This window comes from Microbulbifer mixtoriginis (SeqCode) (assembly GCF_052467705.1).
Genome location: NZ_CP174322.1, coordinates 4066877 through 4078615, shown reverse-complemented (window position 1 = coordinate 4078615; position 11739 = coordinate 4066877). Strand labels below are relative to the sequence as shown.

10 protein-coding genes are annotated in these 11739 nt (G+C 49.1%); 7 read left to right on the top strand and 3 right to left on the bottom strand.

Going from position 1 to position 11739, the window contains the following annotated elements:
- Positions 1-9: 9 nt before the first annotated feature.
- The gene (can, locus tag ACJJIB_RS17855) at positions 10-666 is read right to left on the bottom strand and encodes a carbonate dehydratase (RefSeq protein ID WP_252083105.1); all 657 of its coding nucleotides are present in this window, start codon (positions 664-666) and stop codon (positions 10-12) included.
- Between the two features lie 136 nt (positions 667-802).
- Here can and ACJJIB_RS17850 point away from each other — a divergent pair, with 136 nt between their 5' ends.
- Both ACJJIB_RS17850 and ACJJIB_RS17845 read left to right on the top strand, forming a co-directional pair.
- Positions 803-1024 (top strand): hypothetical protein, encoded by a 222-nt coding sequence (locus ACJJIB_RS17850; RefSeq protein WP_444887040.1) that lies wholly within the window; start codon positions 803-805, stop codon positions 1022-1024.
- A 163-nt stretch (positions 1025-1187) separates the two neighbouring features.
- Positions 1188-1697: a GNAT family N-acetyltransferase gene (locus tag ACJJIB_RS17845; protein ID WP_444887039.1), complete on the top strand. Its 510-nt coding sequence runs from the start codon at positions 1188-1190 to the stop codon at positions 1695-1697.
- A 51-nt stretch (positions 1698-1748) separates the two neighbouring features.
- On the opposite strand, the gene ACJJIB_RS17840 is transcribed toward ACJJIB_RS17845, so the two are convergent.
- Positions 1749-2969, bottom strand: coding sequence for an MFS transporter (locus ACJJIB_RS17840; RefSeq protein ID WP_444887038.1), 1221 nt, complete (start codon positions 2967-2969; stop codon positions 1749-1751).
- A 177-nt stretch (positions 2970-3146) separates the two neighbouring features.
- Between ACJJIB_RS17840 and ACJJIB_RS17835 the strand changes: the two genes are divergently transcribed.
- From ACJJIB_RS17835 to ACJJIB_RS17820, 4 genes are read left to right on the top strand one after another with little or no spacing between them, the layout of a single operon-like run.
- Positions 3147-5012: an IucA/IucC family protein gene (locus tag ACJJIB_RS17835; protein ID WP_444887037.1), complete on the top strand. Its 1866-nt coding sequence runs from the start codon at positions 3147-3149 to the stop codon at positions 5010-5012.
- Between the two features lie 34 nt (positions 5013-5046).
- Complete coding sequence (locus ACJJIB_RS17830; RefSeq protein WP_444887036.1) at positions 5047-6027, top strand: GNAT family N-acetyltransferase; 981 nt, start codon at positions 5047-5049, stop codon at positions 6025-6027.
- Positions 6024-7838, top strand: a complete 1815-nt coding sequence (locus tag ACJJIB_RS17825; RefSeq protein WP_444887035.1) for an IucA/IucC family protein — start codon at positions 6024-6026, stop codon at positions 7836-7838. Before ACJJIB_RS17830 ends, ACJJIB_RS17825 begins: the two co-directional genes overlap by 4 nt.
- A 2-nt stretch (positions 7839-7840) precedes the next feature.
- Positions 7841-9154 (top strand): lysine N(6)-hydroxylase/L-ornithine N(5)-oxygenase family protein, encoded by a 1314-nt coding sequence (locus tag ACJJIB_RS17820; protein ID WP_444887034.1) that lies wholly within the window; start codon positions 7841-7843, stop codon positions 9152-9154.
- Between the two features lie 104 nt (positions 9155-9258).
- On the opposite strand, the gene ACJJIB_RS17815 is transcribed toward ACJJIB_RS17820, so the two are convergent.
- Entirely contained in the window at positions 9259-10062 is an 804-nt protein-coding gene (locus tag ACJJIB_RS17815; RefSeq protein ID WP_444887033.1) for a hypothetical protein, read from the bottom strand.
- A gap of 758 nt (positions 10063-10820) precedes the next feature.
- On the opposite strand from ACJJIB_RS17815, the gene ACJJIB_RS17810 reads away from it, so the two are divergent.
- Positions 10821-11546 (top strand): hypothetical protein, encoded by a 726-nt coding sequence (locus ACJJIB_RS17810; RefSeq protein ID WP_252083096.1) that lies wholly within the window; start codon positions 10821-10823, stop codon positions 11544-11546.
- The last annotated feature ends 193 nt before the right edge of the window (positions 11547-11739 follow it).

The following is an 11739-nucleotide window of genomic DNA, read 5'->3' as shown; positions in this document are numbered from 1 at the left end:
AGGGTGCTGCTAATCGTGTTTGCCTTGGGAAATATTTGTCAGTGCATTTTGATAGACGTCTGCAATCTCTCCTGGGTGGCGAATGGAAATCCCCAAATCGTGTACGAGCCCATCTTTTAGCCCGTAGACCCAACCGTTAATAGAGAGTGACTGCCCTGAGCGCCATGCATCGCGCACTATTGTCGTTTGGCAAATATGGATTACTTGCTCCAAGACATTGAGTTCGCACAGTAGGTCTGTACGCTGCTGTTCCTGGAATAAGTCAACCAGAGTATGGTGCTTGTCGCGAACATCTTGGATATGGCGCAGCCAGTTATCAATTAGACCAAGCTGTTCGTTGTGTAGTGCCGCCTGTACGCCACCACAGCCGTAATGCCCACACACGATAATATGCTTGACCTTCAAAATCTCTACCGCGTACTGCAAAACGGATAAGCAGTTGAGGTCAGAATGCACCACCACATTGGCGACATTGCGGTGTACGAACAGCTCACCGGGCAAAAGCCCGACAATTTCATTCGCGGGCACACGGCTGTCTGCGCAGCCAATCCAAAGGTATTCCGGTGATTGCTGCTTTGAAAGCTTTAAGAAAAAGTCCGGGTTGTCCTTGTGGGTGGCCTCGGACCAGTTCTGATTATTTTTTAATAGATGATCTAGCGGGTGCAATGGGTTTGTATCCTGATATGACTAATTGGACATAATGTTGGGAGGATAGCGGCTTTATTCCTGCGGGCCAAGAGGGTATGGGCTAACCTGAAAGATGACTATGTTTTAGCATTGGGTCTCAATTTAAGGAGAAATGATGGCGAGAAGGAATCACTCCGGTCCCGGTAGGCGACAGCGCACATCCTTGCGCTCTGGATTTGCTGATCGGCACCGTTTGCGTATGCGCCAGCTACAGGCGCGGCGGACTCGGCTGCGTGGATACACCTCTTATTCTGATGAAGAGGAAGGAGCTATTGAACCAATGAATGGTGGAGAGGACCCCTTTAGTCGAGAACTGGAAAGAGAGCCCTTGGCTTGAGTTTTGCTGTTTCCGATAAATTAACCAGGAAATGAAAAGAGCGCTTAAAAGCGGTGTGGATTTTATTTGACAGTAATAATCGTCAAATTAACAAAAATTTGTTTACATACTCGCTTTTCAATACTTTTGCATTTCCCAGGTGGAAAAAGTCGGAGGAATAATAATGGCCTTGGTTACCCCGGAGACTTCCAGCGCATTGCGTGTAGTTTTGGCAAATTATACGGACAGCCATCAGGCTGAGGATATTATCCATTTAATGGATGAATACTCCCGCCATCCTTTTGGTGGAGGGGGGCCATTGCCAGAGCCTTGTCGCAATGAGCTGGTATCTAAATTGGCAAATTTTCCCGGTGCTTTCAGCGTGCTCGCCTATAGCGATAATGAGGCCTTGGGTTTGGTTAATTGTTTCACCGGCTTTTCCACATTTTCCTGTATGCCGCTGATAAATATTCACGATGTTATCGTCAGTGAGCGCGCCCGGGGGGAGGGCGTTTGCGCTGCCATGATGGACTTTGTGGCGTTAGAGGCAAAAAAGAGAGGGGGCTGTAAGCTGACTATGGAAGTACTGGAAAAAAACTTTGCCGCGAAGAATGCCTATCGCAAGTCGGGGTTCAAGCCTTATACGCTGGATGAAGAGTTTGGGCAGGCCGAATTCTGGCAGCGGTATCTCTGAATCTTTAGGGGTGGCACAGGCCACCCTTTTTCAAATTAAGCAATAACTTTGTTACCTGGCAGTGTACTGGGTCTGTCCCACTTTCTTTTTCTTGCTGATTATGCTGCTGAGTAGTGCAAAAAGCGCGATAAGTGAGACGCTGACCAGTAATCCCATTAAAGGTTGCTGCGGATCCCTTTCATAAAGCCAGCCACCGATGGCAAAACCGATAGTGTAACCGCCGGTGTGCATCAGTGATAGAAATCCAAATAGCCGGCCTCCGCGTCGATTCGCTTGGCTCAAAAGTGCGCTGTAGCCCGGTACCAAAAAGGCAATCCCCACCACAAAGATCAGCAGGCCGGCAGCTGCGAGCAGGCTACCTAGGGTACTGGAGAGCAAGATGGTGCCTGTGCATAGGGAGCTTACGCCCAACATAAAACTCATCTGCGGCGCCTTGAGTTTGCGCACCAGACCAATCTGAACCAGGAACCCACAAATCGCCACTGCAGCCAACAATACGGCAGTAGCTGATGAGGCGCCCATGGCGCTGAGACCGTAGAGATCTTTAAGAGCAGGTCCCATGACAACCTGCAGCTGACCAACACTAACGGTACCGAGCAGAGCGGTGGCAAAAAGGGCTAGAGCACCAGGAGGGAGGGAGGAATTTTCAGAGGATTCTGTTTCTGCAATATGGCTCTTTCCCTTCGGCAGACCGGCGGTTAAAACGAGGGTGATGAATGGTAGCAATATCAGCCACGCCAGAGGCCAAAGAGCGCCAGCGAGGAGAGCCGGCAAGGCAAGTAGTGGCCCGAGTCCTCGTCCCAGATTAGCCGCCGCACTCAAGCCTGAAAGAATTGATAAACGCTTTTCCGGCTCCCCCAGGTCAATAGCCCAAGCCTGGCAACAGGGGTAGATGGCCGCAGCGTTCAACCCATAAATGACACGACTGATTGCCAGAGCTATTAGGGCATTACTTTCCTCCAGGTACCCCTGGGACATGGCCACCAACAGGGCCACAAAGAGGCACTGGGCCAGCAGTGCTCCAGTCAGCCCTGCGAGTAGTACTGGCTTGCGGCCAACCCTGTCTCCCATTTCACCCCAGAGTGGTCCGGCAATCATCAGGCAAAAAGTACCTAGGGCCACTAACCCCCCGATGCTGGCCAGACTCAGCCCACAGCGCTCAACGATGAGTGGAATTTGAGTCAGTAGAACAACCTGGGCAGCTCCCTGGCTGGCCACCACCATATTGATTTTACGCAGGTGATGTTTGGGGTGATTCAGGGATCTCCGCATCCGGGACTCCACAACAAATTCATAAAAAATCACAGAAAAACGCGACCCTTTCCTGTGCAAGAGTTCACAGCCAGATAATTTCTCTGGCAATGGGCTTGAAGTGCGAGAAATTTACCTGCATCATAAGGCTAATGCAAACCATTCTCACTTAGATTTAGCCGATAAAGAATCACCACCATGAATAATCCTCAATCCGATGCAGCCAGCACTGGCGGCGTCGACGGCGATGCTTTTGCTCAAAATCCAGTTATGACCGCCGGGGATACGGAGGTCAATATGGCTGCGGAAAGAATGTCAGCCAACTGCTTCTTCAATGCGCTACTGCGAGAGACAGATAGCGGTATTTGGCACGAACGAGCTGGCGAGCAACTTCCACAAGGGATCAGTGTACCGGCGGTGCATATTCCTCTACCGGCCAGTGGTGCCGAACTCTGGCTGAGTGTCTCCTATCGCAGTGAGTGTGGCAGGCACCAGTTTACCCTGCCGATGATATTGCGTAACGCAGAGGGTGCCAGCAAAACTATTGGGTTTGCCGATGCGGCGCAGCAGGTTGCACAGGAGCCTGCTTTTTTCCCTGGCGCCACAGCAGAATCCAGAGCGCAATTTACTCGCAGGGTCTCGGCCAGCGTGAAAAATATGGCTCAGGCACTGGATGCTCGTCACGCAGATACAGAGAAACTATTTACTCAGCCCCTCACTTTTGTCGAGTCGGAACAGGCACTTTTATGCGGACACTCTATCCATCCGACTCCTAAAAGCCGCGATCCATTTACCGATAAGGATGCCGAATGTTACGCCCCGGAATTTGGCAATAGTTTTGCCCTGATGTGGCTGGGGGTGGACCCACAATATTTGCTTGGAGCCAGTGGAGCGGAAATTAGCGAGGCGCAGTTTGCCGATCTGGTGCGTGCAACGGATGGTGCTCCGGTGGCACCGAAAGGATTTATTGCTATCCCGGCACATCCCTGGCAGTGGCGTCAGCTAGGGCAAGACCCACGTGTGGCCGAATTACTTGAGAGTGGAAAAATTCTTGAGTTGGGTGAGGGCAGGGAACCGTGGCGGGCAACCTCTTCACTGCGCGCAATTTACAGCGCTCATAGCCCTTATATGCTCAAGTTTTCTCTCAGCCTGAGGCTGACTAATTCGGTGCGTACTCTGCAACCAAAAGAAATGGTGCGTGGTCTCGAAGTCTTAAAAGTAAGAGATACGCCTCTGGGGCAGGAGTTTGCCAGCCGCTACCCGCGCTTCCAGGTGTTGGCAGAACCGGCTTACCTGATGCTTGCCGATAGTAGAGGTGAGCAGATTATAGAAAGCCTGGTTATGTTTCGGGAAAATCCTTTCTTGGAAACAGCCGCAAAAAATACCTGCTTGCTGGCAACATTGACTCAGGATCATCCTAATGGTGCTCCCTGCCGGGCTGCGCAATTGGTACAGCGCCTCGCTGGAGAGGAAAATATTTCCATTGAGGCTGCTAGCAAACGCTGGTTTAAGGCTTTTCTCGATGCAGTTATTGAGCCCTTGCTAATTGCCCAAGCCGATTTTGGAATTTTATTTGGCGCCCATCAACAAAATCTGATTTTGAGCTTCGAGGGTGCTCTGCCTGTGGCTGGTTTTTTCAGAGATTGTCAAGGCAGTGGTTATAGTCGCCTGGGTGAGGAATTACTCAAACTCTACCTGCCTAATCTGGCTCAGGACAGTGAGAATGTCATTGACGAAGAAATGGCCAACCGCCTTTTTGTTTATTACCTGATTGTTAATAGCTGTTTTGGTTTGATCTGTGCGCTTTCCGCTGCAGGTTTAATTTCCGAGCAGGAGTTGTTGCGCCAGCTGCGCGAGCGCCTGCAATTGTTGTACGAAGGCCAGCGACGTGACTTTAGCTGTTTGGCGTATTTGCTCAATGCCGATGAAATTTGGGCTAAGGGCAATTTTCAATGTGCGGTGATTGGTATGAATGAAACCACCACCGAAGACCCGCTTTCCATCTATCACACTATGGCGAACCCCCTGCGAACGGTAGTAGACGCTGAAGTTGCCGAAGCTTGATCACCGTGACGATAAAAATTGAAAGGAAAGAATTATGACCAGCTCAACAGCTGCGCTTGAAATATCTTTAGGGGAACACGGTCAGCTTCCCGATGGGCGCTCTTGGCAAGTTGCTGTGGGAGGATATCGTTGCCAGTTAAATGGCGATAATTATTTTCAAATTGAATATGTTCCCGGACAGGAAATAGCAATTTTCATCCTGTCGTCTGGTGAAAATTCGTTAGAAGCGTTAGATCTCTGGTTCGACTGGCTTTTTGCGCTGAATCCAGCATTGCAAAATATGGATGTTGTCGATGCGGATACCGTGGTAAGCCGAGTTTCCCGCAGCAATTTTTATCAACGTACAGAGCTCTGGTATCGAGGTAACAATGCCGGTAAGTTTCCTTTGCAATGGGTAGAAAATACGCAGGGAGTTCGCCACCCTCTCCGTGCGGAACCACCTAAAGGGGAAGTTTATCACCGTCATTTCCACACACTGGGAATAGATTTCAGTTTACGTCACCTGGATCCAGAGAAAGATTTGGAGCGCTTTACCAACTGGATGAACCAGGAGCGTGTCGCAAAATTTTGGGAAGAAGAAGGTGATAAAGAAAAGCAGAGACAGTTTATTGACTCTGTTATTCAAGATCCCCATAAGCATCCATTGATCGCCTGTATTGATGGTGAGCCCTTTGCCTATTTTGAAATTTATTGGGCGCTTGAAGATCGTATCGCACCTTACTATGACTGCCAGCCATTTGATCGCGGTGCACATATGTTGGTTGGCGACCAACGCTTTCTGGGAGGCCGTTTTGCTCAGGCTTGGTTTAATGGTGTTACCCATTTTATGTTTCTGGATGATGCTCGCACAGAAACTTTGGTTGGAGAGCCGCGCGCAGATAATCGCGCATTGCTTAAATACATCAACGGCACTTTTGGCTGGAAAAAAGTTAAAGAATTTGATTTTCCCCACAAAAGAGCTGCTTTGATTATGTGCAAGCGAGACGAATTCTTTCAGAGTATGGGGGGAATATGAGCGGCGATAAATATTGGAAGCAGGCGAATAGAAACCTGCTGGTGAAATCGCTGGCTGAGCTTTGTTATGAACAGGCTCTGACGGCAAAGTTAGAAACGGGTGCCCGTTACTTTGTGGAACTTGCTTCTGGTGTTATCTATCGTTTCCAAGCTCAGTTAACTGTGTGGGATTGGTTATTAATTGATGCGCAAAGTATTGAGCGGGAAGGTGATGGGCAAGTAATACCTGCGGATGACGCAGCACAGTTTTTTATTGATGCTGCTCTGGATCTTGAAGCCTCCCCCAGTACTTTGGGCAATTTATTACACGAACTGGCCAATACCCTGGTTGCGGATGTTACTTTGCTGCAAAAGCGTGAATCGCTCACAGCGCATACCCTAGCCACACTAACTGATGAAAAATTGCAGTGCCTACTGGATGGTCATCCTAAGGCTATGGTGAATAAAGGCCGTATCGGTTGGGGCGCACAAGAGTTTAACGCCTTTGGTACAGAGGCCGCTCAGGGGGTCAGGCTGTTATGGCTTGTTGTTCGCCGGGATCTCGCTGTGAGTGGCAATAGCGACCTGTGGGATTGGCCTCAGCTATTGGCAGAAAGCCTGAGTGAATCACAGTTACAGCAGCTGGACGATAAATGTCGTGAGAAAGGGGTTAACTGGCAAGAGTTTTTGCCCTTGCCGGTGCATCCATGGCAATGGCAGCATCATATTAGTCAGCATTATGCACAACAGATTTTTAGTGGTGACTTGGTTTTACTCGGTGAGTTTGGCGATGAATATTTGCCGCAGGTTTCACTACGTACCTTGTCCAACTTGAAGCGCCCGCAGGCTCTCCATGTGAAGTTGCCATTAACGGTATTGAATACTTCCTGCTACCGTGGAATTCCAGGCAAGTTTATGCGCTGCGGACCGGCGTTATCTGAATGGATGCAGTTACTCTGTGAGCGTGATGAGCAATTACAATCGCGGGGCACCGGTGTTCTTCAAGAAGTAGCTGGCCTGCATGTACCGCACTTACATCAAGAGTCGATAAAGGGCGCGCCCTATCGTTACCGTGAATTACTGGGAGCTACCTGGAGGCAGAGCCCGGCAAGCTTGTGTGCTGAGGGCGAGCGCCATCTTTTAATGGCCGCGTTATTACAGAAAGATAGCAGCGGCAAGTCTGTAATCTCTGCTCTGATTGAAGCCTCCGGCCTTTCAGTAGAAGCTTGGCTTGAGCAGCTATTCGACGCTACGGTGGTGCCTCTTTATCACCTGCTTAGCCGTTATGGCATAGGTTTGGTAGCTCACTCGCAAAACCTAACGCTGGTATTGCGCGACAACAAAGTTGTTCGTGTTCTTCTGAAGGATTTCCAGGGAGATCTGCGTCTCGCTCAGGGTGATTTTCCCGATCGTGCGGACCTGCCGGAATCGGCGGCACAAGTTCTCGATCAATTGCCTGCTAATTTTATTATTCACGACCTGTTTACCGGTCACTTTGTCACAGTACTGCGCTATCTGTCCGCCCAATTAATGACAGAGATTGGTCTAGAGGAAAGGAAATTCTACGGAGTTTTAGCCAAGGTCCTACGCCGATATCAAGATTCCGCACAGCGAGATAATGGCGATATGGCGGAGCGTTTCCAGCAGTTTAATTTGTTTCGTCCCCATATCGAGCGCGTTTGTATTAATCGCGTACGCCTGCGTCAAGGTTACGATGACAGCGCTGAACGTCCGGTCCCCATTGTCGGTGGAGACCTGACTAATCCCCTTTGGCTCGCAGAGCAAGAGTCACAACAACACCAACCAGCAACCGCTTCCGCTTTAGAGGCATAATCATGAGCAATTTCCTAGATCTCGCCGGTATCGGAGCCGGTCCTTTTAATTTGGCTGTGGCCGCTCTAATGCGGGACACATCTTTGAGCCATCGCTTTTTTGATGCTAAAGCGGAATTCTCTTGGCATCCTGGTTTAATGTTGCCGGGGGCTATGATGCAGACTTCTTACCTGAAAGACCTGGTAACGCCGGTTGATCCAACCAATCCCTGTAGCTTTATGGCGTACCTGGTAGAAAATAAACGTTTCTATGACTTTCTACACGCAGAACAGCGTACCGTAACCCGTCGCGAGTTTGCCGATTACCTGGCGTGGGCTGCCCGTCGCTTGGATTCTATCCAAATGAGCAGCCGTGTACAGAGCGTGGTGGATAATGGGGATTTTTTTGAGTTGGACGTGCACGGCCCCAATGGTCGCGAACAGGTACTCACCAAAAACCTGTGTGTTGCAGCGGGTAAAAAACCAAATATTCCAGAGTGCAGCCGCCCATTCCTGTCTGATAATTGCTTCCACGCGTTGGAAATTGCCCTGCGTAATCCGGATGTAAGTGGTAAGCGCGTCGCCGTGGTCGGTGGCGGCCAGACTGGTGCGGAAGTGGTTATTAATCTTTTGAGTAAACACTGGGGCCGCCCACAGCAGGTAACCTGGGTATCCCGCCGCAGCAATTATTTGCCATTGGATGAGACCCCCTTCACCAATGATTGGTTTACCCCAGAGTATGTCGATGTGTTCCGTCAGTTGAGCCCTCAGCGTCGTGAGGAAGTGGTTGCAGAGCAGAAGCTGGCTTCTGATGGTATATCTCCTGATACCCTCAAGGAACTTTACCAGTTGTTCTACCGTCTTGTGCACCTGGAAAAGGATGCTGAACGAGTAGCATTATTGCCCAATCGCGAACTGGTGGAGATGTCTCACCGCGGTGACTATCAACTGCAGCTGGAAAATCACTTGCTAGGTGAGGCAGATGGTACCGAGTGGGTTAATGCGGATATCGTTATTCTATGCACTGGCCTGTGTGAGGCTCTACCTCCTTGTCTGGCGCCTTTACAAGAGCGCATTGCACGCGATGCAGAGGGTCGCTTGCTGTTGGATGATGCTTTTGCGGCAAGACTCAGCGGCGATGAGAGTGGTCGACGTTTGTATTTCCTTGGTACTGGTCGCACCAGTCACGGCATTGCGGAGCCACAGCTGAGCTTATCGGCCTGGCGTGCGGCACAAGTAGTGAATGATTTACACGGTAATGCGCTCTATGACAATCAGCAAACCGGCAATTTTATGAAATGGATTACCCCGCAAGCTCAGCAGGCAGCTGTTGCTTAAATAGAGGGAGAAATCATGATCGACCTCCAGGTGTCCACCAATAAGGTCGATCATGGATATACAAGTTTTTGCAATCCTATCTATAGCCGAAATGGCTGCCAGCCTTACTTGGTTACGTCAACAAAAATACCCATGTGGTCAGTGACAGCTGCAGCCATATTGACACCGTCAATATTGACTGCAGTACTCTGTGATAAGTAGTCCACATTTACGATATTGATAGTCGCAGTATTGTAAACCGCTACATCATATTTTTTACTGGCAGTACTATTGGTGCCAGAAAAACTGCGTTGATGGGAATCTGAGGGTGTTACCTCGCTTGCAGGGTGTGCGTCGTGAAAGATCATGTTTGTTGCCCGGCTTATTACTGAAGGGGTAAAACTGTTGCTGCCTTGGTTGGTATCTCCCATCACGAGGTCAATTGCACCGTGGCCCTGCTGCAACAGGTATTTATTAATATTCTGATAAAACAATGTTGCTTGCCCTTCACTCTTGGCAATGCTATTGGGGACATGCACAAATACAGCATTGATATTGCCTGTTTTCACCGCGATCCAGCCCATACCTGACCCCAGGACTTGGTGTTGGGTAGTTTTTGCGGCATGGACACTAAAACTGTTGCAGGCCTTGCCTGTGGAGCTTGATCCCACCAGCGCTCCGGCATGTTGCTGCATGGAGCTCCATTCGCTATTAGCCCCATCCATTTCGCCATATACCAATAGATCACAAGTTTTTCTTAGCGAGCGATAGAGATGTTGGTGAGTCTGTCGCGCCTTGCCCTCAACCATAGTGAGAAACTCGCTGTTGCCGTGTTGGCCCTTGGCCATATAACCCACAGGTGCCTGGGAGACCAGCTGGGCGGGGCCGTAAAGCGGGGTGTGGGGGTCCAGGCCTTTGGCGGTTGGCATTACCAAAAGCCAGGGACTCTGATTAGCGGCTTGGTGGTTATGGGTAACACGAGTGAAATACTGGCTGTTGGAAGCGCCAACATCATGATTGTTACTAGCGTTTGAATTTATGGATTGATAGGCAAAGGTTGGCATGTCGGTTACTCATTTTTATTGAATCTTCCAATGAATCACGAGGTTTAATACCTTTTGTTAATAATAAAATCCAGATCTTTTTTGCGATTGTGGTCTTTTAACGTAGGTGCTTGTTACTGCATTTTGGCGTCAATTTTATTTTCCTGACTGTAGTTTTGTATGGCGGTTAAAAGTTTTTATTTGCTCGAATTAATTTTCAGTTGATGTCAGGTGAATTGGTTTTAAATTTCAGTGCTGGAGCAATGAATAAGTTGCCTTATAAATAAATGAATTGCGGATTGGATCAATCAGGATTTCACTTTTATTAAGCATTGTGTCTGATCGATAGGTATTATCAAAGATTAATGAGTCGGATTTGTCAGTCGCTGTTTCTTTATTTTTCTTAATAGCTAGTCTATACCAGCATGGAATAGTGCTAGTAAATACTTGCGTTACTTGTTTTGATAGCGATGAGATATATCCATTTTTCTCCTCTTATTTCCGCTCCGAAATCCCCGTACAAGCGCATAAATATATAGTTAATTTTCGCGCCAAAGCCCGGGTGCTCAACCCACCTTGTGCAATACTTTTTGGGTACTGAACCATCGGTCTGGTGCATGCAGTGAGCAGGGAGGAAATCTGTAATGCGTTTGAACTCAACCCTTGCACAAGGGCGTTATCATTACAGCTGTGACGGGCGTGAGATGCCTGTTCAAGATAGCTGGCAGTTGGGCTTTGATGCCCTTGGACGCCGCTCTCTGGTCAGCCAGAGACTGGTGGGTGATCGAGGCTTCGGCATAGAGGTCTTTGCGCTGCTAAATAATGGCTTGGTGAGTGAATGCCAAGTGAATTGGCGCGATGAGGTTGATGAGGTCAGCGCGCATTATCATTTGTGTTTCCCTGAAGGTCAGCCTCCCCGATTAGGAGATGAAATAGAGGCTAACTGGAGTGGTCCTAACGGCCCTCAAGAGTTGCGTTTGGGGGGAGAAAACCGTCTGCTATTCCCTCTAATGCGCGTTTTTATGGGGCCGCTATTGAAAACACTGGTAAAACACCAAGCGGGTTTGGAAGTGGTTTCTCCAGATATTGTCGACCCCTCCCAGCGAGGAAAACTATTGGCTCCCAGAGTAAGCCATCGCACGGCGCGAATTATGGCGGGTGATCAGGCTAGTCAGCGCTCTCAAGATCTGGGCCCAGATATCAGCGGTTATATTTATCAGGGGGATGAGGCTGAGCGGGATGCGCACTGTTATGTGGATAACCGCAGCCTGCTAGTCGGTTATGATTGGCCTTCTAGTACCGGGCGTTTGTGGCAGGTTCGCCTCAGAGACCTGGAGTGGTCTCCTAGTCTTACCAGTCTCCTTTTTTAATTTTTATTTCGATATTGTGTTCACCGGACTTATACCCTTTGAACACAATTGGGTCTATCAGTCTAGTGAATAATGATGATTATTTGACGCATCATTCACTCTGCCAGAGGCTTATAGCCTTTCCAGCCTGGTAAGAATTCCCTCAAAATATCTTTTCTCCCACATTTTGAACTTTTTGTGTCTGATGCACATC

Excerpts from the sequence above, each read along its gene's own strand:
- ACJJIB_RS17835 (WP_444887037.1), top strand. The coding sequence starts at position 3,147 with ATGAATAATCCTCAATCCGATGCAGCCAGCACTGGCGGCGTCGACGGC.
- ACJJIB_RS17830 (WP_444887036.1), top strand. The coding sequence starts at position 5,047 with ATGACCAGCTCAACAGCTGCGCTTGAAATATCTTTAGGGGAACACGGT.
- ACJJIB_RS17820 (WP_444887034.1), top strand. The coding sequence starts at position 7,841 with ATGAGCAATTTCCTAGATCTCGCCGGTATCGGAGCCGGTCCTTTTAAT.
- ACJJIB_RS17815 (WP_444887033.1), bottom strand. The coding sequence starts at position 10,062 with ATGCCAACCGCCAAAGGCCTGGACCCCCACACCCCGCTTTACGGCCCC.
- ACJJIB_RS17845 (WP_444887039.1), top strand. The coding sequence starts at position 1,188 with ATGGCCTTGGTTACCCCGGAGACTTCCAGCGCATTGCGTGTAGTTTTG.
- ACJJIB_RS17850 (WP_444887040.1), top strand. The coding sequence starts at position 803 with ATGGCGAGAAGGAATCACTCCGGTCCCGGTAGGCGACAGCGCACATCC.
- ACJJIB_RS17810 (WP_252083096.1), top strand. The coding sequence starts at position 10,821 with ATGCGTTTGAACTCAACCCTTGCACAAGGGCGTTATCATTACAGCTGT.
- ACJJIB_RS17840 (WP_444887038.1), bottom strand. The coding sequence starts at position 2,969 with ATGCGGAGATCCCTGAATCACCCCAAACATCACCTGCGTAAAATCAAT.
- ACJJIB_RS17825 (WP_444887035.1), top strand. The coding sequence starts at position 6,024 with ATGAGCGGCGATAAATATTGGAAGCAGGCGAATAGAAACCTGCTGGTG.